The following is a 21,770-nucleotide window of genomic DNA, read 5'->3' as shown; positions in this document are numbered from 1 at the left end:
CCATGACCGCCACCGACATGCTCACCGCCGCCGAGGTCCGCCGACGCGTCGGACACCCGATCGTCGACGGCGACGGGCACTTCCTCGAGTTCATGCCGCTCGTCAACGACGAGATCACCTCCTACCTCGAGGAGAGCGGCGGGACCGCCCTCGCCGAGCGCTTCCGCACCCAGGTGCGGGGCGCCTTCGACACCGCCGTCTTCCAGGCCGACCGCTCAGCCCCCGAGGTCCTCGAGCGGTGGGCCTCCATGCCGTCGTGGTGGGGCAACCCCACCGACGACGCCCACGAGCGGGCCACCGCCCACCTGCCGGCGCTCATGTACGAGCGACTCGACGAGCTGGGCATCGACGTGATGTGCATCTACCCCAGCTGGACGCTCGGGTTCGTGGAGGCCGGCGATGACGAGCTGCGAGCCCATGCCTGCCGTGGCGTCAACCGCTACATCTCGCGTCTGTTCGCCGGCTATGAGGATCGGTTCGTCCCGGCCGGGGTCATCCCCATGGACACGCCCGAGATGGCCGTCGGCGAGCTGCGCTACGCGGCCGAGGAGCTGGGCATGAAGAGCGTCGTGCTGGCGGGCAACGTGGCTCGCCCGGTTCCGTCGGGCGGCACCCGCCTCGACGTGTTCGGCCTCGACAGTGCCCACGACTACGACCCCGTCTGGGCCACCTGCGTCGAGCTGGGCCTGGCCCCGGCCTTCCACTCGTCATTGCAGTACTCGCACTCCGCTCGCTCCGTGTCGAGCTACGTCTACAACCACGTGGGCGGCATCGCCGGAGCCCACACCGTGCTGGCCAAGGCCCTGTTCCTCGGTGGAGCGCTGCGCCGCCACCCGGAGCTGCGCATCGGCTTCCTCGAGGGTGGCGTGGCCTGGGCCGCCAGCCTCCTCGCCGATCTCGTCGGCCACTGGAACAAGCGGGGCGGCCACGCCATCGCCGATCTCGATCCTGCCAACCTCGACGTGGCCGCCGTCCTGGCCCTCGTCGAGCGCTACGGCGATGATCAGATGAGGGCCAACCTCGACCGGATCGGCGAGTACCTCTCGCGCCGCCCGGGTCGACCCGAGCAGCTCGACGAGTTCGCCGCCGCCGGCGTGACGAGCGTCGAGGACATCCTCGAGCCGTTCGAGAACCGCCTCTTCTTCGGCTGCGAGGCCGACGACCCCCTGGTCGGGTTCGCCTTCGGCCTCGACCTCGAAGGCACCCCGGCGCAGCTGCGGCCCGTCCTGGGCAGCGACGTCTCGCACTGGGACGCGCCGGTCATGGGCGACGTCATGGTCGAGGCCTACGAGCTGCTCGAGCACGGCATCCTCACCCCCGAGCAGTTCAAGGCGTTCACCTTCGACAACCCGGTGCTGCTGCACGGGGGCGCCAACCCGGACTTCTACGTGGGCACTCCGGTCGAGACCGAGGCCGCCGCGCTGCTCGCCGCTCGCCTCGGCCGATGAACCCCGGGCCGATCACCGTGCCCCGTGCCGACGCCGACGCCGCGGCGCGCTACCGCGCCGAGGGCTGGTGGGGCGACACCACCCTCGGCGACACGCTGGCCGCGCACGCCGTCCACCGCACCGAGCGGGCGGCCTACGTCACCGCCACCGAGCGGGTCACGTGGGGCGAGCTCGACCGGGCGGCCACGGTGTTGGCCGAGGTGCTGGCCGGCCTCGGCCTCGACCGGGGAGACCGGGTGGCCGTGATGTTGCCCGACACCGCCATCGTGCACGTGGCCTTCCACGCCCTGCAGCGCGCCGGCCTGGTCACCATGGGCATCGGCACCCGGGCCGGCGACGCCGAGGTGGCCCATCTGGCCGGCCGTTCCGGCGCCCGCGCCCTGCTCACCGTCGACTCCCTCCGGGGCCGTCGCACCAGCGAGCTGGTCGAGGTGGCCCGCGCCGCCGGCGCCCCCCTCGAGCACCACGTCGTGGTGCCCGACGCCCTGCCGGCCGTGGCCGCCCAGATCCAGGTCGACGGCCACCCGGCCACGCCGGGCGTGCTCGCTCCGAACCTGGCGCTCGACCCCGACGAGCTGTTCCTGCTCAACTCCACCTCGGGCACGACCGGGCTGCCCAAGTGCGTGATGCACACCCAGAACCGCTGGATCGCCTACCACCGCATGGCCCTCGAGGCCGGAGAGTTCGGCGACGGCGAGGTGTTCATGAGCCTCCTGCCGGCGCCGTTCGGCTTCGGCCTCTGGACCGCGCACTTCACGCCGACGCTGCTCGGCTGCCCCACCGTCGTCATGGAGCGCTTCGACGCCGAGGCCGCCCTCGACCTCATCGAACGCGAGCGGGTCACGGTCCTGTGCTGCGTCAGCACGCAGTTCATCATGTTGCTCAACGCCCAGGCCGAACGCCCCCGCGACCTGTCGTCGCTGCGGTGCATGTTCACCGGAGGCGAGGCGGTGCCCTTCCAACGAGCCGCCGACTTCGAGCAGACCACGGGTGCGTCGGTGCTGCAGTTCTACGGCTCCAACGAGACGGGGGCCTTGAGCTGCACGACCACCCGCGACGACCGTGAGCACCGCCTCACCACGGCCGGACGCACGATCGACGCCATGCACGTCCGGCTGTTCGATCCCGAGACCGGCGCCGACACCACCGGCGAGGGTCGGCCGGGGCAGCCCGGGTGCCGTGGGCCGGTCACCTGCCTCGGCTACTGGGCCGACGACGAGGCCAACGCCTCGCTGCTCACCGACGACGGGTGGATGCTGATGGGCGACATCGTCGAGATCGATCCCGACGGCTATCTGACGGTCGTGGGCCGCACCTCGGACTTCATCATCCGTGGCGGCAAGAACATCAGCGCTCCGGCGGTGGAGGCCGAGGTGGGCACCCACCCGGCGGTGGCCATGGTGGCGGCGGTGGCCTGGCCCGACCCGGTGTTCGGCGAGCGGGTCTGCGTGTACGTCGAGCTCCGCCCGGACACCACCCTCGACCTCGACGCCCTGGTGGCTCACCTGCGCGAGCGGGGTGTCACCACCGAGTGGTACCCCGAGCGGCTGGTGGTCGTCGACGAGATCCCGCGCTCGTCCGGCGGCAAGGTGGCCAAGGGCGAGCTCCGGGTGGACGCCGAGCGTCGGGCGGCAGCCTCGTGACCTCGGCCGGGGGCGTGCTGTTGGCCCCCGGGGCCGGTGCCGACCGCGATCACCACACCCTGGTGGCCCTCGAGGAGGGCCTGGCCCCGCTACCGGTGGGACGCATGGACTTCCCGTACCGCAAGGCCGGCAAGAAGGCCCCGGATCGGGCCCCTGTCGCCGTGGCCGCAGTCGTCGAAGAAGCAGAGGCGCTCGTCGCCGAGACCGGCGTCGACCCCGGGTCACTGGTGCTGGGCGGACGTTCCTTCGGTGGCCGCATGTGCTCGATGGCCGTCGCCGAGGGCCTGCCCGCCGCCGGCCTGGTGCTGCTCAGCTACCCGCTCCACCCGCCGGGCAAGCCCGAGAAGCTGCGCACCGACCACTTCGCGGCCCTCGATCTGCCGGTGCTGTTCGTCAGCGGCGAGAAGGACCCGTTCGGCTCGCCGGCCGAGTTCGAGGCGACCACCGCGGCCATCCCCGGCCCGGTGAGCTTCGTGTGGTTGAAGGGCGGGCACGATCCCCGCAACGCCGACGAGGCCATCGTGGCCGCCGTCGCCGACTGGCTCGCCACCCTCGCCTGACCGGCCGGTCCCTTGTCCCCTCCGGCAAATCTGTCCGGGCCCTGACCCCCTCCGGCAAACCTGTCGGAGAAACGCACCACACCGGGAGCGCACTTTTCCGACAGGTTCGGCGAGCGGGCGGTCGGGGCGAAGGACGCTCAGCCGGTGGAGGTGGGAGGGGCGGAGAGCACCGGGGTGTCGGCTGCGCCGGTCGCCGCTCGGGCCTCGGTGGTCGCCTCGGCGTAGACCGGGGACTCCCGCACCGCTCGGTTGATGATGACCCGCACGTCGTTGTCGGTGCGGGCAGCGATCAGCAGCTCCACGAGGTCGCCGTCGACCCAGTCGATGAGGTCCGCCTTGGCTCGGGTGATGTTGAGCTGGGTGACGGGCGGGGGCTCCGGGTCGTCGTTGACGTCGGGGTGGGGCTCCTGGCAGATGTCGTAGGACTCGAGCTCGGGCCAGCGTTCGAACACGTCCGGGGTGACGAGCGCCGAGAGCGTCCACAGCCGTTCGGCGTACTGGTCGGTGGAGTAGGCGGGGTCGATCGGCTCGACGTACAGCGCCAGGTGGCGACCGTCGGGGGACGGCTCGTAGCGGCCGCCCTCGAGGTCGATCAGAGCCGCGCGGGTGAGGCGCAGACCCATGGACGCGAAGGCCTCGTCGTAGACCCGTCGCACCGATGTCACATCCTGCGGGGGCAGCGTCTGGTCAGTGGCGACGGCGGGCAGCAGGGCGCCGGCGACGGCCACCTCGCCCTCCGGGGCCCGTGTCGCGCCCTCGACGGTGCTGGAAGGGCCGGTCGCGGGCTCGGTGGTGGTGGTGGCGTCGTCGGAGTTGTCGGAGCAGCCAGCGGTGAGCAGCGCCGCGGTGGCCAGGGCGGCGATGGCGAGCCGGGGGGCTCGCAGCGCGCTCAGGCGATCACCTCGACGGGTACGCCGAGAGGAAGGATCTCGGACAGGGCGACGATGTCGTCGTTGTGCATGCGGATGCAGCCGTTGCTGACCTTGGAGCCGATGAGCTCGGGACGGTTGGTGCCGTGGATCCCGAGCTGGCCCGGCCCGCCGTTGAACGAGGTGAGCACGTCGGAGAACCCCGACAGACCGTAGGCGAACGGCCCGTAGGCTCCGCCGGGGTCGGGGGTCTGCACCAGCTCGGTGATGTAGTACAGCCCGCCCGGGGTCGGCGTGTTGTCGGAGGCGACGGCGATGTCGATCTCCTTGATGGGCTCGCCGTCCTGGAGCACGGTGAGGGTGAAGTCGCCGAGGTCGGTCTCGATGCGGAAGGGGTTGGCGCTGATCTCCACGTCGCTGCGCTTCACCCAACCGCTCGACCCGTTGGGGCGCACGGGGAGGAAGACCTCGACCCACTGGCAGTCGTCGGTGACGGGGGCGTCCTTGACCAGCATCACCAGCGGGACGGCGGCGTTGGGGTCGCCGTTGATGAGCCGTGGGTTCTCCATGGAGCTCACCGGTTCGGCTGCGCCGGGCGCGTCGTACACGGCCAGGTCGCCCTGGTTCACGGCGGCGGCGTTGTAGCTGATGGTGCGGTCGGCGACGGCGCCGCAGCCGAACGGCAGCGACGCGGTGGTCGTCGTCGCCTCGGTGGTGGGGACGGTGACGACGGGGACGGTGTCGGCGGTGGTCTCCGAGCTCGATCCGCCGCAGGCGGCGAGGATCAGACCGAGAGTGGCCACCACCGCCGCGAGGCGGGTGCGCATGGGGGTGAAGGGTACTGGGGAAGTGGGCGGCGTCGCATGGCGCGCACCGGCGTTTTCATCTCCGACGGGAGAGGCCGCACACGATGGCGGGGTTCGCTCAGAGGCGGTCGCTCGGGTTGAGGTCCTCGAGCTCTCGGTGGGCCGTCTCCGGGTACCAGAGCGCGACGAACACCACCAACAGGGCGGGGCCGACGGCCAGCACCGCCATGGCCGGGCCGAGGGCGTCGAAGCGGTCGGCCAACCAGCCCGCGGTCAACAGCCCGAGGCTGGAACCGGCCACGCTGATCACCTGCAGGCCGCCGTTGGCCAGCCCCCGCTGGCCGGTGGGGAACAGCTCGGGGCCGTAGACGCCCAGCGCCGGGATGGCCACCGAACCGATGACGGCGGCCATGACCGACGACGCCCAGAGCGGCCAGCCCCATGTCACGTAGGAGATCACGGTGAAGCCGACCCCTCCGACGATGCCGATGATGCCCATGAGCCGGCGCCCTCGCCGATCGGCCAAGCGGCCGCCCACGATGACCCCGATACCGCCGGGGGTGTTGGTGGCGAGCAAGAAGATGGTGATCTCCACGCCCGAGAAGCCCCGCTCGGCCCGCAGGTACTCGTTGAGGAACTGCGCGGCAGGGGCGAGGAAGAGCGACCAGCAAAAGCCCGAGGCCGACAGCAGCGCGAAGCGTCCCCAGTCGACTCGTCGGCCGCGACCGGGCGCCATCGCGGGAGCGTCGGGCCCGGGCACCGAGGGGCCCGGAGAGGGCACGTCAACCGGCTCGGGAGCGGCGAGGTCTTCGGGGCCACCGGTGTCGGTGCGACGGGCCGGACCGAGCCGGTGGCGTTCGAAGCGGCGCGTCTCGGGGACCCGTCGGGCCAGGCGGACCATGGGCGCGACGGCCAGCAGGGGCAGCACGTAGGCCACCCGCCAGGCCCCTTCGGCCACGTCGGCGTAGAGGAGGTTGGCCACGCAGGCGCCGGCGCCGAGCGCCGCGGTCATGGCCAGCACCGACACGGCGAAGGCCCGTGCCCCCGACGGCATCTCCTCGATGGCGATGATCCCGATGAGCAGGGCGACGACCGTAGTCAGGGCGCGCGAGAAGGTCTGAGTGGTGCCCAACCAGACCATCCCGGGAGCCAGGGCGCCGAGGGCGGTGATGACCGCGGCCCCCACGATGGCGGCCAACAGCACGGCCCGCCGGCCGCGCCGGTCGGCCACCGACACCACCACGAGCGAGACCAGCACACCGATGCGGACGCTGGCGAGGAGCGTGCCCTGATCGGTGGTCGAGGCGTCGAACTCACGGGCCGCGTAGGTGATCGTCTGGGTGATGAGGGTGCCGAGGTAGCCGCCGAAGGCGCCGAGCACGCAGAGCAGCGACAGCACGGTCGCGGCCCGGGCGTCGAGCACCTGGGGCGGCGCCCACCAGGGCATCGACCCGGTGGGAGGGCCGCCGGCGCGCAGGTGGCGCCGCAGGGCGAACGAGAACAGCGGGGCCCAGACCGGCACGGCGAGGCGGTAGCGGACCGTCTCGGTCACCTCGACGGTGCCGTCGGCGGCAGTGGCCGTGCGCTCGGCGTCGCCCGGCGACGTGTCGCCGTCACCGATGTGGACCCGACGCTCCCATTCGTGGAACGGGCCCTCGACCAGGCCGAACACCAGCGTCTCGTCGGCCTCGACGACGGGCGTCGCCTCGCGCACGAGGCCGGATCGGGGCTCTCGCCACGCGGCCAGGTCGCCGGGGTCGATCCGGTGGTGGTTGACCGCGACGGGCACGAAGGGGTGGGCCTCCTGCCCCGGAGGGCGGTGGTCGGGACCGGCGCCGGCGGGGGACGGGGCCGGGGCGGCCATACTGGGCCGCCGTGGACCGCATCATCGTGCATCGCAGCGGACCCCTGTCCGGAACCGTGCCCATCGCAGGGGCCAAGAACTCGGTGCTCAAGTTGATGGCGGCCACGGCGCTGGCCGAGGGGCGCTACGAGCTCACCAACGTGCCCCGCATCACCGACGTCGACTGCATGGGCGAGCTGCTGGGCTCCATGGGCATGACCGTCACCGCGTCGGGCGACCACGGGCTCGTCATCGAGCACCACGACGGGCTGGTGCCCGAGGCGCCCTACGAGCTGGTCGAGCGGATGCGGGCCTCGATCGTCGTGATGGGTCCGCTGGTGGCCCGCTACGGGCGGGCCCGAGTCGCCCTGCCCGGTGGCGACGACTTCGGTCCCCGTCCCATCGACATGCACCTGCGGGCCCTCGAGCAGCTCGGCGCCACGTTCGAGACGGCGCACGGCTACATCGAGGCCCGAGCCGAGCGCCTGGTGGGCACCCGCATCCTGCTCGAGTTCCCGAGCGTGGGAGCCACCGAGAACGCGCTCATGGCGGCGGTGCTGGCCAAGGGCACCACCGTGATCGACAACGCCGCCCGGGAGCCCGAGATCGCCGACCTGGCCTCCTTCCTGACCCGGATGGGCGCCCAGATCCTCGGAGCCGGCAGCTCCACCATCGAGGTGGAAGGCGTCGACGAGCTGTCCGCGGTCGAGCACCGGGTCGTGCCCGACCGCATCGAGGCGGCCACCTTCCTCGCGGCGGTGGGCATCGCCGGCGGCGAGATCACCCTCACCGGCGCCCGGGCCGACCACATGGACATGCTCATCGCCAAGCTCGGCGAGATGGGGATGCGCATCTCGCCGACCGCCGATGGCCTGTGGGCCATGGCCCCGGGGCGGTTGCTCGCCACCGACGTGTCGACCCTGCCCTACCCGGGGGTGGCCACCGACTACAAGCCCCTGCTGGTGGCCATGCTGGCCACCGCCGACGGGGTGGGGATCGTCACCGAGAACCTGTTCTCGGGTCGCTTCCGCTACGTCGACGAGCTGGTGCGCATGGGTGCCGACATCCGCACCGAAGGCCACCACGCCGTGATCCGCGGCGTCGAGCAGCTCTCCGGAGCGCCGGTGCGGGCCCCCGACATCCGGGCCGGCGCGGCGCTGGTGGTGGCGGGACTGCGGGCCGAGGGTGAGACGGTCGTGGCGGGGGCCGACCACATCGACCGTGGCTACGAGCTCTTCGTCGAGAAGCTCCGCGCCATCGGGGCGTCCGTCGACCGGGGCTGACGCCGCACGGCGGGCGACGGTGCGGCCGGGTGGCTGGAGTGCCGGTTCAACGGCGACGGTGTGGAGCGCTCCGCCGGTTCCCTACACTCGGTGACGTGCGCGACAAGGTCGAAGAGGTCATCACCGTCATCCGACCGGCGATCCAGGCCGACAACGGCGACGTCATCCTCCATGACGTCGACGAGGAGAGCGGTGTGGTCACCGTGGAGCTGGTCGGCGCCTGCGTGACCTGTCCGGCTTCCACCGTCACCCTCAAGGCCGGCCTCGAACGCATCCTCATGGACCGGGTCCCGGGGGTCACCGAGGTGATCAACTCGGGGGAGACGGCCCAGGAGATCGGCGAGACCGCCGTCTCGTTGTAGGACCCAGACCTCCTGACGGTCGCAGGGCGGCCGAGTCGCCGTCGTTAGGCTCCGGGCCGTGGCCCGCCCCCCGTCCCGATCCCCGGCCGAGTTGCTCGACGCGGCCCGTGGCGGCGATCGCGGTGCCCTGGCCCGCTTGCTGTCGACGGTCGAGCGCGGCGGCGACGGTGCCCGGGAGGTGAGCCGGGCGGTGCACCCCGTGGGAGGGGCAGCCACGACCGTGGGCATCACCGGTTCGCCGGGGGCCGGCAAGTCGACGCTGGTGTCGGCCCTGGTGGGCGAGGCGCGCCGGGCGGGCGAGCGCATGGCGGTGTTGGCCATCGATCCCTCGTCGCCGTTCACGGGCGGCGCCATCCTGGGCGATCGCGTGCGCATGGGCGAACATGCCCTCGACGACGGGGTGTTCATCCGGTCCATGGCCACCCGTGGCCATCTGGGCGGGCTGTCGCTGACTGCCCCGGCCGCGGTGCGGGTCCTCGATGCGGCGGGCTGGCCCTGGGTGGTGCTCGAGACCGTGGGCGTCGGCCAGGTCGAGGTGGAGGTGGCCGGCGAGGCCGACACCACCGTGGTGGTGGTGAACCCGGGGTGGGGCGACGCCGTCCAGGCCAACAAGGCGGGTCTCATGGAGATCGCCGACGTGTTCGTGATCAACAAGGCCGACCGGCCGGGGGCCGCCGACACCCGTCGGGACCTGGAGTCGATGCTGGCGCTGGCTGATCGGGGTGGCTCGGATGGCGGTCGGGGTCCTGCTGGCTCGTCGGGCTCTGCCAGCGGTCCGGGGCCGTGGGTGCCCCCGATCGTGGAGACGGTGGCCACCACCGGCCAGGGGGTCGCTGAGCTCTGGGGCACGCTGGCCCGCCACCGCGAGTGGGGGCAGGCGAGCGGGGAGGTCGAGCGGCGTCGGGCTCGGCGGTCGGGGGCCGAGCTGCACCGCATCGTGGTGGCCCGCCTCATGGAGGAAGCCGCCGCACTCGGTTCGGGGGCGTTCTTCGACGGCCTCCGCGACGAGGTGGTGGCCCGCCGGCTCGACCCGTGGTCGGCAGCCGACCGCCTCCTCGCCGAGCTGTAGCGCCCCCGTTCCTGCGCTCGCCGGCCGGGCCGGTCGACGGTTCGCGGACGCGCATGGGTCGAACGGCCCGAATGCGGCGCCCGGCCCGGGGGGTGCCCTTGTGGAGCCGACGAACCTTGTTTACCGTGCCATCGCATCGCCGAGGGGTTCCTGGACACCCTCGGCCCCGTCGAGCGGACGACAGGACCACCCATGGACCCGACCTGCACCTCGCGCGCCCCCGGCGCGCCCCGATCACCCCGTCCCGCCCCCACCTTCGCGGGGTTGGCGCTCCTCGCCGGGCTCCTGCTGGCGGCCTGCGGCAGCTCGGGCTCGGCCGCCCCCGCCACCTCGACCACCACCGAGGCGCCCCCGTCGTCCACCACCACCTCCACCCCCACCACCACCGAAGCCCCCACCCCGGAGGCGGAGATCGAAGCCGTCTACCGAGCCTTCTGGGACGCAACGATCACAGCGAACAACCCCCCAGACCCTGGTTCGCCTGCGCTGGCGGAGTCGATGGCAGATCCGATGTTGGCTCACGTCACCGAGCAGGTGGCGAATCGATTGGAGACAGGGCAAGCAATTCGCCTGCCTGAGGGCTCACTGTCGTCAGTCTCAAATGTGGAAGTGGAAGTAGTTGGTGAAGAAGCGACCGTGATGGCCTGCGTTGTCGATGATGCCGTCGTGTTTGACCGAGCGAGCGGACTGGTGCTCAACGACCGGGTCACATCTGGTTGGACTCGGGCGACGGTGCGTCTCGTCGGTGACGGATGGCGGGTTGTCAGCAACGAGTACACCTCTCGGTCAGAAGGGGTTGACGGTTGCGCTCCCTAGCAGCGTCACTGAGTGTTGTCGTGCTGTTGCTCGCATCTGCTGATGTCGCTCGAGCCGACAGAGGCGATGACGTTGTGCTGCCGGGGGCAGGGGTTACGAACGGGTCGCCGGAGGCGGTGGTGGTGGTGGGGTCGTCGGGGACGATCGCGTCGTGGGAGGGCGGCACCGGAGGCGGGCGGCCGCGGTGGCGGTGCGGCTACTACCAGGTGGAGGCCAAGCCGTCGGAGTCCGAGGCCCATCCGATCCGCTACGACCTCGGTCCGATCGACCCGGTGGCCGGCGAGGCCTACGTGCTGGCCTGCTTCGACGCCGCCGACCAGATGGTGCTCAACCGGCCCACCCGTTTCGACCCGGGAGATCCGCTGGCGGGCATCGCCGCGGCCGAGCGGGCGCTCGACGAGGCCCGTCGGCGCCTCGACCTGCCCCTGCCCCAGCCGGCGCTGAACCCTCCCGGCGAACAGCTGGTGGGCGTGGCCACCTGGCTGTGGTTGGCCGACGCCTGGGCGCCGTCGTCGGCGACCGCGGCCATCGGGGCCGTGTCGTCCACCGTCACCGCCCAACCGGTGCAGGTCACCTGGGACATGGGCGACGGCACCACGCTCACCTGCGACGCCGGGGTGGCCTACGACCCGGGACGGGCACCCGAGGAGCAGTCGAGCGCCTGCACCCACGTGTACACCCGGGCCAGCGCCGGCGCGCCCGGTGGCCGCTACCCCGTGACGGTGACGGTGGGCTACGAGGTGAGCTGGTCGGCGAGCACTGGTGCCGGCGGCGAGCTGGAGGGCCTGAGCCGGCAGACGACCATCGACGTGGTGGTCCGCCAGGCCCAGGCCGTCATCCGCTGAGGCTCAGGCCTGGGGGCCCTTGCCCTCGCGGAGCGCGTCGCGGATCTCGGCGAGCAGGTCGAGCTCGGTGAGCACCACCTCCGCCTCGCCCTCCTCGCGCTTGCGCAGGTTGCTCACGGCGCTCATGGCCTTGATGACCGCGAACAGCACCGCCGCGATGATGAGGAAGTTGACCACTGCGGTCAGGAAGCTGCCGTAGTAGATCTCTGCGTCCCCCAGACCGATCGTGAGGCTGCTGAAGTCGGGCTCGCCGAGGATGGCGGCCACGATCTGCATCAGGATGTCGTCGGTGAGGCTGGTGATCACCGCGGTGAAGGCGACACCGATGATGAACGCCACGGCGAGGTCGATCACGTTGCCCCGCATGATGAAGTCCTTGAAGTCCTGCAGCATCGTGGTGTCCTCCCCCTCGGGCGGCCGGTCCGCCATCTGATCAGAGTCTGCCAACACGGCCATCGGGGTGCCCGGATGCTCGGCGCGTGGGGTCACCCGGTGCGGCGGTAGGGTCGTCGGCCATGTCAGAGCCCCTGGTGACCCTCGACCGTCGCGACGATGGCGTCGCCCTGGTGCAGCTCCGCAACGGCAAGGTGAACTCGCTGTCCACCGAGGTGTTGCGCCAGCTCGAGGTGCTGGCCGGCCAACTCACCGACGACCCTCCCGGTGCGGTGGTGGTGGCCGGGAACGACCGCATCTTCGCCGCCGGGGCCGACATCTCCGAGTTCGCCGGACCCGACGAGGCCCGGGCCATCGGGGCGCGTTTCCTCTCGGCCCTCGAGGCGGTGGCGGCCATCCCCCGCGTCACCATCGCCGCCGTGGCCGGCCCCGCGCTCGGCGGTGGCTGCGAGCTGGCGTTGGCGTGCGACTTCCGCCTGGCCGCCGACACCGCCCGCTTCGGCCAGCCCGAGATCCTGCTGGGCATCATCCCGGGCGGAGGCGGCACCCAGCGCCTGGCCCGCCTCGTCGGACCGGCCCGGGCCAAGGATCTCGTCCTCTCGGGCCGACAGGTCCGCGCCGACGACGCGCTCGCGATCGGGCTCGTCGACGAGGTCGTGCCGGCCGACGCCCTCCTGGCCCGGTCCCTCGACCTCGCCGCCACCTACGCCCGGGGGCCGCTCGCCGCCCAGGCCCTGGCCAAGCAGGCCATCGACCGCGGCCTCGACACCGACCTGGCCACCGGGCTGCGGCTCGAACAGGACCTGTTCGTGGAGGTCTTCGCCACCGACGACGCCCGCATCGGGGTGGCGTCGTTCCTGGAGAACGGGCCCGGCCAGGCCACCTTCACCGGCCGGTGAGGCGAACGACCGCCCCCTGCGCAGGTGGGTGCCTGCCGCACGGGGGTACCCGCTCGGTAGCGTCGAACCCGTGACCGCCCCGACCCCGATCACCACCTGCTACCGCCACGGCGACCGCCGGGCGGGGGTCGCCTGCCAGCGGTGTGGCCGACCCATCTGCCCGAGCTGCATGACGCAGGCCTCGGTCGGCTTCCAGTGCCCCGAGTGCGTGCGCGAAGGCGCGTCCCGGTCCCGCTCGATGACTGCGAGCGACCTGGCGCCGGGTCGCCCGCTCGCCACCCAGGTGCTCATCGGGCTCAACGTGGTGGCCTTCGTGGCCATGGCCCTCACCGGCGGTTCGCTGTGGGGAGCCGGTGGCGACGTCTACCGCGAGGGAGTCATCTTCGGCCCGTTCGTGGCATCGGGCGACTGGTGGCGGGTGGTGACGGGAGGGTTCCTGCACGCAGGCCTCCTGCACCTCGGGATGAACATGCTCATCCTGTGGATCCTGGGCCAGATGCTCGAACCGCTCCTCGGGCGGCTCCGGTTCGTCACCTTGTACTTCGCCGGTCTCGTGGCCGGCAGCTTCGGGGTGTTGCTGGTGTCGCCGACCTCGCCCACGTTGGGCGCGTCGGGTGCCGTGTTCGGCCTCATGGGTGCGGCGATGGTGGCCCAACGCCGCGACGGCATCGACGTGTGGCGCAGCGGCATCGGCGGCCTGGTGCTCATCAACCTGCTCATCACCTTCCTGGTGCCGAACATCTCCGTCGGTGGGCACGTGGGCGGTCTGGTCGGCGGCTTGATCGCCGGGGCCGTCGTCTTCGCCGTCGATCGCGCCGTGCCCCGCCCCTGGGTGGGGGCCGCCGCGGCCCTCGCGCTCACCGCCGTCTTCTACGTCGCAGCCCTGTGGGCCGCCGGCCAGTGGGCCTCACCACTGCTCGACATCTGAGGGGACGGCCGCCGCGACATGCCAGACTCTGACGACGGGGAGTGGGGCGCGAACGATCCCGAACGACGGACCCCCGACGAGGCCCACCGCATGACGCCCACCGAGCCCCACCCGCTCGAAGCACCCCGGATCCTGCTCGTCGAGGACGACGACGGCGACGCCCTGCTCGTCGAGGTGCTCCTCGAGGAGGCCTTCCCCGACGGGGTCGAGATCGATCGGGCCCGCGACGTGGCCGAGGCCGTCGCCCACCTCGACGCCCATCGACCCGGCTCGACGTGGTGCGCGCTCGTCGACCTCGGGCTGCCCGACGCCGAGGGGCTCGACGCCCTGCAGGCGGTGCGCCGCGCCGCCCCTCGCGATCCGGTGGTGGTGCTCACCGGCCTCGCCGACGACGCCAAGGGCCTGGCCGCGGTGGCCGCCGGGGCCCAGGACTACCTGGTCAAGGGCAAGGTGCAGGCCGAGGACCTGCGGCGGGCCGTGCGCTACGCCGTCGAGAGGTGCCGGGCCGACGAGGCGGCGCGACTGCTGCTGGAGGAGCACTACCTCCACGAGGAGAACGTGCGCCTCGAACGGGGGCTGCTCCCCAAGCCGCTGCTCGAGCAGCACCATGGACTGCGATGGGCCAGCCGGTACCGGCCCGGCAGCAATCGGCTGCGCATCGGGGGCGACTTCTACGACGTGGTCGAGTACGACGGCGTCGTGCACGTCGTCGTCGGCGACGTGTGCGGGCACGGACCCGACGAAGCCGCCATCGGCGTGGTGTTGCGGGTGGCGTGGCGGGCGCTGGTCCGCGCCGGCCTCCCGCCCGAGGAGGTCATGGGCCACCTCAACGACCTCATGGCCGTCGAGGCGCTCGAGCTCGGCCAGTTCACGACCGTGGCCAGCTTCCGGCTGCTCGGCGAGGGGCGGGTCGGGATGGTCCTGGCGGGGCACCCCGGACCGTTCGTGATCTCGGACCACGACGTCTCCGTCGTCGACAGCGACGCGGGGCCGCCGTTGGGCCTCTGGGAGGGGCTGCACTGGGCCGAGCAGATCCACCAGTTCCCGGCCTCGTCCATCGTGCTCGCCTACACCGACGGGCTGGTCGAGGGGCGGGCCGAGCCGGGTTCGGTCGAGCGGCTCGGTCTCGAGGGGGCGTCGGATCTGGTCCGCCACCTCGTCGCCGAGGCGGCCGGCGCGCGTCGGGCACTCGACGAGCGGGCCCTCGATGCGCTGCTCACGGCCATCGAGGAGCGTCATGGGGGCGCCCTCGACGACGACGTGGCCGTGATCGCCGTCGAGCTCCCCGGGTAGGCGGTCACGATGTCGAGGTCCCTCCGTCGCCGGCTGACGGCCATGATGGTGGCTGTCGCCTTCTTGCTGGTCATCATCGTGGTGGTGGCCGCGGTGTCGTTGAACAGCCTCCGCCGGGCGGAGACGGAGCTGATCGACCGGGTCCAGGTGGCCCGCGCCGCGGCCAAGGACCTGGAGGTGGCGCTGCTCGACCAGGAGTCCGGGGTGCGGGCGTTCGTCCTGTCCGAGGAGGGCGATCTCTTGTTGCCCACGGTGGCGGGCGTCGAGGCCGAAGAGGCGGCCATCGAGGCGATCCAGCAGACCACTGACGGGGACGAGGACGTCCTCGCCGCTCTCGAGGAGGTGGCGCGCACCATGGAGCGCTGGCGAGAGGAGGTGGCCGCACCGGTCGTGGCGGCCGCCGTCGACGGACGACCGGAGGAGGCCATCGGGCTCCTCGACGCCGAAGCCGCCCGCTTCGGGGAGGTCCGCGTCGCGCAGAACGAGCTCGAGGCGCTCCTGCGCCAGCGCCGCGACAGCGCCGTCGAGCGCTTCGACGATGCCCTGACCCAGCTGGTGATCGTGGGCGTCGCCGGAGGCGTGCTGTTGGTGGCCATGGCGGTGGCGGTGACGCTGGCCCTGCGCCGGTCCGTGCTGGAGCCCCTCGAACGCCTCGGCGAGGACGCGGCCATCGTCGCCGGCGGCGACTTCGAGCACGAGATCGCCCTGGCCGGGCCGGAGGAGGTCCGCCAGCTGGGCGAGGCCATCGAGGAGATGCGCCGACGGGTGACGCAGGAGTTCTTCCAGGTGCTGGCGGCGCGCGCCGATCTGGCGGCCAAGGCCGACGAGCTGGAGCGCTCGAACCGTGATCTCGAGCAGTTCGCCTACGTGGCCTCGCACGACCTGCAGGAGCCGCTGCGCAAGGTGGCCGGCTTCTGCCAGCTGCTCGAGCGTCGGTACGCGGGCACGCTCGACGAGCGGGCCGACGAGTACATCCACTACGCCGTCGACGGGGCCCAGCGCATGCAGGACCTCATCTCCGACCTGTTGTCGTTCTCGCGGGTCGGGCGCACCACCGAGCGCTTCGAGCTGGTCGACCTCGGCCGTGTGGTTGAGTCCGTGTGGACCCACCTCGAGCGTCCCGAGGGCGCCGAGCTCACGGTGACCACCGAGCTGCCCGAGGTCGCCGGCGACGTCGCTCTGCTGCGAGCCCTGTTCACCAACCTGCTCGGCAACTCGGTGAAGTTCGCCGGCGAAGGAAATCCGCGGGTGCAGGTGTCCGCCGAGGCGGACGACGGGTTCTGGCAGATCGAGGTCGCCGACGACGGCATCGGGATCGACCCGGAGTTCGCCGAGCGCATCTTCGTGATCTTCCAACGCCTCCACGGCCGGGAGACCTTCGAGGGCACGGGCATCGGTCTGGCCCTGTGCAAGCGCATCGTCGAGTTCCACGGCGGCGGCATCCGCCTGGCCGAGTCGTCGCGGGGCGCCCGCTTCGTGATCACCTTGCCGGTGGTGGAGGACCCCGCCGCCGTCGGACCGCCACCCGAACCAGCCATCTCCCACCGCCCCGGAGGCACCGCACCATGAACCAGGCCCGGCCCATCGAGATCCTGCTCGTCGAGGACGATCCCGGCGACGTGCTGATGGCCCGCGAAGCGCTGGCCGAGGGCAAGGTGGCCAACCACCTCGCGGTCGTGGCCGACGGAGTCGAGGCCATGGCCTACCTGCGCGCCGAGGGCGAGTTCGCCGAGCGCGCCCGACCCGACCTCGTGCTGCTCGACCTCAACCTCCCGCGCAAGGGCGGGCTCGAGGTCCTCGAGGAGCTCAAGGCCGATTCCGACCTCAAGCGCATCCCCGTGGTGGTGCTCACCACCAGCGACGCCGAGCGCGACATCGTCGTCAGCTACGACATGCACGCCAACGCCTACATCAAGAAGCCGGTCGACTTCGATCAGTTCGTCAGCGTGGTCCGCCAGATCGACGAGTTCTTCGTGAGCGTGGTGCTCCTGCCGCCGTCGTGACCGAACGGGCGGCGCGTCGGTCCCCGCTGCGCCGCGGGGGACCGGCCGGTGCTCAGCCCCCGCTCTCGACGATGCGCTTGAGGTTGGCCAGGTTGCGCGCCCAGACCAGGCGCAGCACCTCGCCGCCGACGGCGGCGCCGAACGGCCCGCCCATCCACCACGGGAAGCGGAGGCGCTCGGACCACGTGAAACGGGTGCGACCGCCGCGACGGCGGGTGAGGGTGAACACGCCCGTGCCGGTGACCATGCCCACGTGGCGCACACCCATGGCCTTGCGAGGCTCCCAGCGGGTGATCTCCATGCGATCGGTGAGGCGGAAGGGGCCCACCTTGGTGTCGCAGTCGAACGTGGTCCCCACCCCCGACGTGCGCGACGACGTGAAGTGGATGGCCACGGCGTCCTCCATCCACTCGACGTGGTCACCGACGTGGCGCACCACCTCCCACACCTCTCTCGGGGTGGCGTCGATGGTGGTGCTCACGCGGATGCCGGCCATGGCCGCATGCTAGGGAGCGGTGGAGGTCGAGGACGGACCCGGCGCCGACGATCCCCTTCAGGCGCCCCGGAGCTGGGCGGCGGCCCGTTCGGGGGCGACGATGTTGATGAGCACGCCGGTGCCCGCCTCGAAGCCGGCCACGCTGGTGAGGCGGGGCAGCACGTGCACGTGCCAGTGGAAGAGCCCCTCGCCCTGGTGGGGAGCGGAGTGGAACACCAGGTTGTAGGCCACGTCCCCCACCAGGCGTTGCAGTGCGGCGAGGCAGTCGCGCACGGCCCGCCCCACGGCCACCAGGTCGCCCGGATCGGCCCCGGCCAGGTGGGCCTCGTGGCGGCGGGGCACGACGAGCATCTCGTAGGGGGTGGCGCTCCAGTAGGGGCACAGCACCACGACCTTGTCGTCGGCGGAGACCACCCGCCGCCCCTCGTCGCGCTCGGTGGTGTCGGTGGCGCACAGCACGCAGTCGCCGTGGCGGTGGTCGAAGCCGGTGAAGCCCCGGCACTCGGCGCTGAGCTCCTCGGGCACGAACGGTATGCCGAGCAACTGGCCGTGGGGGTGCTCCAGGGACGCGCCCGCCTCGCGGCCGTGGTTGACGATGACCTGCGTGTAGCGCACCGACGACTGGCGGGCGTGGTCCTCGAGGCGATCGCGGATGGCGGCCATGGTGAGCCCGACCTGCTTGTCGTCGAGGCCGGACCAGCTGGCCCGGTGGTCGGGCGAGAACACCAGCACCTCGTGGATGCCGGTGGCGGGCGCCTGGGCGTGGAGAGGGCCGAGGTGGTCGACACTGAAAGGCCCGCGCCCGTCGAAGGCGGGGTAGAGGTTGGGGACCACCCGCACCAACCAACGCCCGTCGCGGGCGTAGGTCTCCAGCGCCGGCGGGGTCTCCTCCTCGTGTCCCGGGCAGAAGGGGCACGGGCGGTCCGACGGCTCCACGTCGAGCCACCGCGGCGCGAAGTCGCCGGGACGCGACGCTCGTTCCACCGCGATGGCCACCCAGCGGTCGGTGAGCGGGTTGAGGCGCAGCTGGCTCACGGTGTGGGGGCCCTCCGGTAGACGCTCACGTGGGTGTCGCAGGACGCGTCGAAGGCCCGGCCGTCCCAGCCGCCCCAGCGCTCGGTGCGGACCAGGCCGGCGGCGGCGGCCGCCTCGTCGAGCTGTTCGGGCGTGAGGTAGCGGACGCGCCACGGGCGCAGCCGCACGCCGTCCTCGGTGAGCTCGACGTGCTGGCCCTGGATCACCTGGGCGGCGGCGTCGTGCTCGGTGGCGGTGAGCACCACGGCGTCGGCGCGGACGGTTCGCACATCGAGCGAGGTCCGGGGCACGTCCTCGTCGGTGGGGACGAAGGCCTCGACGGCGAGCGCGCCGCCGGGGGCGAGCAGGCGGGCGCACTGGTGGAGGCAGCGACGTTGGGCGTCGTCGGTGGTGAGGTTGAAGAAGGTGTTGTAGGCGGCGAACACGAGGGCGAAGGCACCGATGGCGTCGGGTCCCAGGCGGGTGGGCGTCGCCTCGTGCTCGCCGGGAGCCAGGTCGTGGGCCGCCTCGACGAGCAGGTCGCCCATGTCGGCCAGGAGCGGATGGACGCGGACCCCTCCGGGCTTGGCCGCCAGACGATCGAGCATCGCCTTCGAGGCGTCGACTCCGATCACCGTGAGCCCTGTGGCGGCCAGGGGGATGGCGAGGCGCCCGGTGCCCACGCCGAGCTCGAGGACCGGGCCCGTCCCCGCCAGCGCCGCCAGCGCGTCCACCGCGGTGTCGGTGTCGAAGGCCTCCCCGTACCAGTCGTCGTAGACGTCGGCGAAGGCATCGCCGTACTGCGCGGGCTCGTGCACCGCCCCAGTCTGACGCGTGCCGATGGGTGAGCCCGCGACGCGGGCCGTAGCCTGGCAGGGTCATGCCCGCCGCCCACCAGAGCGCCTACCTCGACCACGCCGCCACCACGCCGATGCGGCCGGAGGCGGTCGAGGCCATGCTGCCGTTCCTCACCGTGCGCTACGCCAACCCGAGCGGCGCCCACCGCATGGCGCGCGACGCCCGGCGAGCCCTCGACGAGGCCCGCGACGAGTGGGCCGAGATGCTGGGCTGCGCTCCCGGCGAGGTGGTGTTCACCAGCGGGGGCACCGAGTCCGACAACCTCGCCGTGTTCGGCGCCGCCCGCCGTCCCGACGACCCGGCGGCCGAGCTCACCGCCCACGCCGGGCTGGTGGTGTGCTCGGCGATAGAGCACCACGCCGTGCTCGATCCCACCCTGGCCCTCGGGGGCCGCACCGTCGCCGTCGATCGCACCGGACGCCTCGACCTCGACGACCTCGCCGCCGTGCTCGACCAGGAGGCCCGGCGCCACGATGCCGGCGAGGGTCCCGGCGTGCGCCTCGTGTCGGTGATGTTCGCCAACAACGAGACCGGCGCCGTGCAGCCCGTCGGTGAGGTGGCCGAGGTCGTCCGCCGCCATGCCCCGCACGCGGCCCTGCACACCGACGCCGTCCAGGGCTTCTGCCTGGCCGACCTCTCCGTCGCGGCCGCTGCCGCCGACCTGGTCAGCTTGTCGGCCCACAAGTTCGGTGGCCCCAAGGGCGTGGGCCTGCTCGTCGTGCGCCCTTCGGTCCGGCTCACCCCTCGCCAGCTGGGTGGGGGCCAGGAGCGCGGCCATCGGCCGGGCACCCAGGACGTGGCCGGCATCGTGGCCGCCACCGTCGCCGGCCGCCTCACCGCCGCCTCGCGCCCCGCCGAGGTCGAGCGCCTGACCAAGCTCCGCGACCGCCTGGTCGAGGGCCTGCTGGCCGTGCTCGACGACGCGGTCGAGACCGGGGTCGAGCGCGTCGACGGCCTCGCCGACCGATCGGGCCGGGCCCCGGGCATCGCCCACCTGTGCCTCGGCGGGGTCGAGAGCGAGGCCTTGCTGTACCTGCTCGAGCAGGCCGAGGTGTTCGCCTCGGCGGCGTCGTCGTGCTCCAGCGGGGCGATGGAGGCCTCCCACGTCCTCGGGGCCATGGGCGTCCCGTCCGAGTGGGCGGCGGGGTCGCTGCGGCTCTCGCTCGGCTGGGCCAGCACCGACGCCGAGGTCGACCACGCCCTGGCCGCCATCCCCCCGGCGGTGCACCAGCTGCGCCGCTTCACCCTCTGACCGCCGTGGCCGTCCTCGTCGCCATGTCCGGGGGAGTGGACTCGTCGGTCGCCGCCGCGGTGCTGCGCGACGCCGGTCACGACGTCGTGGGCGTCACCCTGAAGCTCTGGGGCGGCGAGAGCGACTCCGGCTGCTGCTCGGTCAGCGACGTCGACGACGCCCGGCGGGTGGCCCAGCAGCTCGACATCGAGCACCTGGTGTTCAACTTCGGCGACGACTTCACCCGCCACGTGGTCGGTCCCTACGTGGCCGACCACGATGCCGGCCTCACCCCCAACCCCTGCATCGAGTGCAACCGCCACCTCAAGTTCGACCGCCTGCTGGGGCGGGCCCGTGCGCTCGGCTTCGACGCCGTGGCCACCGGCCACCACGCTCGCATCGTCGACGCGGGAGCGGGCGGGTCGCCCCGGCTGGCCCGGGGTGCCGACGCCGCCAAGGACCAGAGCTACGTCCTCCACGTCCTCCACGGCGCCCAGCTGGCCGAGGTGCAGTTCCCCATCGGGGCCATGACCAAGGCCGAGGTGCGGCAGCGGGCCGAGGAGCTGGGCCTGCGCACCGCCGGCAAGCCCGACAGCCAGGACGTCTGCTTCATCACCCGCAAAGACGGTGGCCGTCGCGCCTTTCTCGGGTCCCGGCTGGCGCTGCGCCCGGGCCGCCTCGTCGATGACGAGGGCCGGGCCGTCGGCGAGGTCGAGGCCGTGCAACTCGTCACCGTCGGCCAGCGGCGAGGGCTCGGCGTCGCCGTCGACGGCTCGCCTCGCTACGCGGTCGACGTCGACGTCGAGACGTCGACTGTGCGGGTGGGCACCGCCGCGGAGCTGGCGACGCCGTTCGAGGCGATCGGTGGGGTCGGGTGGGTCGACGAGGCGGCCCGGGTCGACGTGCTCGCCGGTCGCGTCGACCCGCTCACCGCCCAGTGCAGCGCCCACGGGGCCCCGATCGAGGTGGCGTCGGTGGTCGAGGACGAGCGCGGCGCGCTGACGGTGACATGGGTGGAGGCGCAGCGGCGGATGGCCCCCGGCCAGAGCCTGGTGCTCTACGACGGCGACGTCGTCCTGGCCGGCGGCACCGTCACCCGGACCTGAGCCCG

At 72.6% G+C, this 21,770-nt stretch carries 22 protein-coding genes; 15 read left to right on the top strand and 7 right to left on the bottom strand.

Translation table 11 applies throughout. The annotated features are described in order from the left end of the window. Nucleotides 1-2: 2 nt before the first annotated feature. Genes LUW87_RS07840 through LUW87_RS07830 form a run of 3 tightly spaced genes read left to right on the top strand, consistent with a single transcriptional unit; the run spans nt 3 to nt 3,651 of the window. Nucleotides 3-1,448 (top strand): amidohydrolase family protein, encoded by a 1,446-nt coding sequence (locus LUW87_RS07840; protein ID WP_232670579.1) that lies wholly within the window; start codon nt 3-5, stop codon nt 1,446-1,448. Next, on the top strand, nt 1,445-3,091 hold the full coding sequence (locus tag LUW87_RS07835; RefSeq protein ID WP_232670578.1) for a class I adenylate-forming enzyme family protein: 1,647 nt from the start codon (nt 1,445-1,447) through the stop codon (nt 3,089-3,091). Before LUW87_RS07840 ends, LUW87_RS07835 begins: the two co-directional genes overlap by 4 nt. Continuing rightward, a complete protein-coding gene (locus LUW87_RS07830; RefSeq protein ID WP_232670577.1) occupies nt 3,088-3,651 on the top strand; it encodes an alpha/beta hydrolase family protein in 564 nt (187 codons plus the stop codon). Before LUW87_RS07835 ends, LUW87_RS07830 begins: the two co-directional genes overlap by 4 nt. 137 nt (nt 3,652-3,788) lie before the next feature. Here the strand turns inward: LUW87_RS07830 and LUW87_RS18750 are convergent, their stop codons facing one another. From LUW87_RS18750 to LUW87_RS07815, 3 genes are all read right to left on the bottom strand, one after another. After that, nucleotides 3,789-4,379 (bottom strand): hypothetical protein, encoded by a 591-nt coding sequence (locus LUW87_RS18750; RefSeq protein ID WP_283250874.1) that lies wholly within the window; start codon nt 4,377-4,379, stop codon nt 3,789-3,791. A gap of 161 nt (nt 4,380-4,540) precedes the next feature. Next, nucleotides 4,541-5,347 (bottom strand): L,D-transpeptidase, encoded by an 807-nt coding sequence (locus tag LUW87_RS07820; protein WP_232670576.1) that lies wholly within the window; start codon nt 5,345-5,347, stop codon nt 4,541-4,543. Nucleotides 5,348-5,444: 97 nt separating this feature from the next. Further along, nucleotides 5,445-7,190, bottom strand: a complete 1,746-nt coding sequence (locus tag LUW87_RS07815) for an MFS transporter (protein ID WP_232670575.1) — start codon at nt 7,188-7,190, stop codon at nt 5,445-5,447. Nucleotides 7,191-7,201: 11 nt separating this feature from the next. On the opposite strand from LUW87_RS07815, the gene murA reads away from it, so the two are divergent. The 5 genes from murA to LUW87_RS07790 all read left to right on the top strand — a co-directional run bounded on the left by murA (nt 7,202) and on the right by LUW87_RS07790 (nt 11,544). Continuing rightward, nucleotides 7,202-8,452 (top strand): UDP-N-acetylglucosamine 1-carboxyvinyltransferase, encoded by a 1,251-nt coding sequence (gene murA, locus LUW87_RS07810; RefSeq protein ID WP_232670574.1) that lies wholly within the window; start codon nt 7,202-7,204, stop codon nt 8,450-8,452. 95 nt (nt 8,453-8,547) lie between these two features. Then, on the top strand, nt 8,548-8,814 hold the full coding sequence (locus tag LUW87_RS07805) for a NifU family protein (RefSeq protein WP_232670573.1): 267 nt from the start codon (nt 8,548-8,550) through the stop codon (nt 8,812-8,814). A gap of 58 nt (nt 8,815-8,872) precedes the next feature. Further along, on the top strand, nt 8,873-9,883 hold the full coding sequence (gene meaB / locus LUW87_RS07800) for a methylmalonyl Co-A mutase-associated GTPase MeaB (protein ID WP_232670572.1): 1,011 nt from the start codon (nt 8,873-8,875) through the stop codon (nt 9,881-9,883). Between the two features lie 264 nt (nt 9,884-10,147). Further along, nucleotides 10,148-10,699, top strand: coding sequence for a hypothetical protein (locus LUW87_RS07795; protein ID WP_232670571.1), 552 nt, complete (start codon nt 10,148-10,150; stop codon nt 10,697-10,699). 122 nt (nt 10,700-10,821) lie between these two features. Next, entirely contained in the window at nt 10,822-11,544 is a 723-nt protein-coding gene (locus LUW87_RS07790; RefSeq protein ID WP_232670570.1) for a hypothetical protein, read from the top strand. Nucleotides 11,545-11,547: 3 nt separating this feature from the next. On the opposite strand, the gene mscL is transcribed toward LUW87_RS07790, so the two are convergent. Beyond that, nucleotides 11,548-11,973: a large conductance mechanosensitive channel protein MscL gene (gene mscL / locus LUW87_RS07785; protein ID WP_232670569.1), complete on the bottom strand. Its 426-nt coding sequence runs from the start codon at nt 11,971-11,973 to the stop codon at nt 11,548-11,550. 86 nt (nt 11,974-12,059) lie between these two features. Between mscL and LUW87_RS07780 the strand changes: the two genes are divergently transcribed. From LUW87_RS07780 to LUW87_RS07760, 5 genes are all read left to right on the top strand, one after another. Continuing rightward, a complete protein-coding gene (locus LUW87_RS07780) occupies nt 12,060-12,836 on the top strand; it encodes an enoyl-CoA hydratase/isomerase family protein (protein ID WP_232670568.1) in 777 nt (258 codons plus the stop codon). Nucleotides 12,837-12,906: 70 nt separating this feature from the next. Beyond that, nucleotides 12,907-13,764 (top strand): rhomboid family intramembrane serine protease, encoded by an 858-nt coding sequence (locus tag LUW87_RS07775; RefSeq protein WP_232670567.1) that lies wholly within the window; start codon nt 12,907-12,909, stop codon nt 13,762-13,764. Between the two features lie 90 nt (nt 13,765-13,854). Continuing rightward, on the top strand, nt 13,855-15,057 hold the full coding sequence (locus LUW87_RS07770; RefSeq protein WP_232670566.1) for a PP2C family protein-serine/threonine phosphatase: 1,203 nt from the start codon (nt 13,855-13,857) through the stop codon (nt 15,055-15,057). Between the two features lie 9 nt (nt 15,058-15,066). Beyond that, nucleotides 15,067-16,626: a sensor histidine kinase gene (locus LUW87_RS07765; RefSeq protein WP_232670565.1), complete on the top strand. Its 1,560-nt coding sequence runs from the start codon at nt 15,067-15,069 to the stop codon at nt 16,624-16,626. Then, nucleotides 16,623-17,060 carry a response regulator gene (locus tag LUW87_RS07760; protein WP_232670564.1) on the top strand — a complete coding sequence of 146 codons (438 nt, stop codon included), beginning with the start codon at nt 16,623-16,625 and terminating at the stop codon, nt 17,058-17,060. Before LUW87_RS07765 ends, LUW87_RS07760 begins: the two co-directional genes overlap by 4 nt. Before the next feature lie 52 nt (nt 17,061-17,112). Here the strand turns inward: LUW87_RS07760 and LUW87_RS07755 are convergent, their stop codons facing one another. From LUW87_RS07755 to LUW87_RS07745, 3 genes are read right to left on the bottom strand one after another with little or no spacing between them, the layout of a single operon-like run. Beyond that, a complete protein-coding gene (locus LUW87_RS07755; protein WP_232670563.1) occupies nt 17,113-17,556 on the bottom strand; it encodes an SRPBCC family protein in 444 nt (147 codons plus the stop codon). 57 nt (nt 17,557-17,613) lie between these two features. Beyond that, nucleotides 17,614-18,591 (bottom strand): galactose-1-phosphate uridylyltransferase, encoded by a 978-nt coding sequence (gene galT, locus LUW87_RS07750; RefSeq protein ID WP_232670562.1) that lies wholly within the window; start codon nt 18,589-18,591, stop codon nt 17,614-17,616. Then, entirely contained in the window at nt 18,588-19,388 is an 801-nt protein-coding gene (locus LUW87_RS07745; RefSeq protein ID WP_232670561.1) for a class I SAM-dependent DNA methyltransferase, read from the bottom strand. The genes galT and LUW87_RS07745 overlap by 4 nt, the downstream gene beginning before the upstream one ends. Nucleotides 19,389-19,450: 62 nt before the next feature. Between LUW87_RS07745 and LUW87_RS07740 the strand changes: the two genes are divergently transcribed. Continuing rightward, nucleotides 19,451-20,680, top strand: coding sequence for a cysteine desulfurase family protein (locus LUW87_RS07740; protein WP_232670560.1), 1,230 nt, complete (start codon nt 19,451-19,453; stop codon nt 20,678-20,680). A 5-nt stretch (nt 20,681-20,685) separates the two neighbouring features. Further along, the gene (mnmA, locus tag LUW87_RS07735) at nt 20,686-21,765 is read left to right on the top strand and encodes a tRNA 2-thiouridine(34) synthase MnmA (protein WP_232670559.1); all 1,080 of its coding nucleotides are present in this window, start codon (nt 20,686-20,688) and stop codon (nt 21,763-21,765) included. Nucleotides 21,766-21,770: the final 5 nt, after the last annotated feature.

Source organism: Rhabdothermincola salaria (assembly GCF_021246445.1).
In the GTDB taxonomy this organism is placed as follows: Bacteria; Actinomycetota; Acidimicrobiia; order Acidimicrobiales; family Acidimicrobilacustridaceae; genus Rhabdothermincola_A; species Rhabdothermincola_A salaria.
Note: the sequence above shows the minus strand (reverse complement) of the source record. Positions and strands in the feature narration are given on the sequence as shown.

What these genes read in the sequence shown, in the direction of transcription:
- LUW87_RS07840 (WP_232670579.1), top strand. Translation starts at nt 3, where the DNA reads ATGACCGCCACCGACATGCTCACCGCCGCCGAGGTCCGCCGACGCGTC.
- LUW87_RS07835 (WP_232670578.1), top strand. Translation starts at nt 1,445, where the DNA reads ATGAACCCCGGGCCGATCACCGTGCCCCGTGCCGACGCCGACGCCGCG.
- LUW87_RS07820 (WP_232670576.1), bottom strand. Translation starts at nt 5,347, where the DNA reads ATGCGCACCCGCCTCGCGGCGGTGGTGGCCACTCTCGGTCTGATCCTC.
- LUW87_RS07815 (WP_232670575.1), bottom strand. Translation starts at nt 7,190, where the DNA reads ATGGCCGCCCCGGCCCCGTCCCCCGCCGGCGCCGGTCCCGACCACCGC.
- mscL (WP_232670569.1), bottom strand. Translation starts at nt 11,973, where the DNA reads ATGGCGGACCGGCCGCCCGAGGGGGAGGACACCACGATGCTGCAGGAC.
- LUW87_RS07780 (WP_232670568.1), top strand. Translation starts at nt 12,060, where the DNA reads ATGTCAGAGCCCCTGGTGACCCTCGACCGTCGCGACGATGGCGTCGCC.
- LUW87_RS07770 (WP_232670566.1), top strand. Translation starts at nt 13,855, where the DNA reads ATGACGCCCACCGAGCCCCACCCGCTCGAAGCACCCCGGATCCTGCTC.
- LUW87_RS07765 (WP_232670565.1), top strand. Translation starts at nt 15,067, where the DNA reads ATGTCGAGGTCCCTCCGTCGCCGGCTGACGGCCATGATGGTGGCTGTC.
- LUW87_RS07760 (WP_232670564.1), top strand. Translation starts at nt 16,623, where the DNA reads ATGAACCAGGCCCGGCCCATCGAGATCCTGCTCGTCGAGGACGATCCC.
- LUW87_RS07755 (WP_232670563.1), bottom strand. Translation starts at nt 17,556, where the DNA reads ATGGCCGGCATCCGCGTGAGCACCACCATCGACGCCACCCCGAGAGAG.
- LUW87_RS07740 (WP_232670560.1), top strand. Translation starts at nt 19,451, where the DNA reads ATGCCCGCCGCCCACCAGAGCGCCTACCTCGACCACGCCGCCACCACG.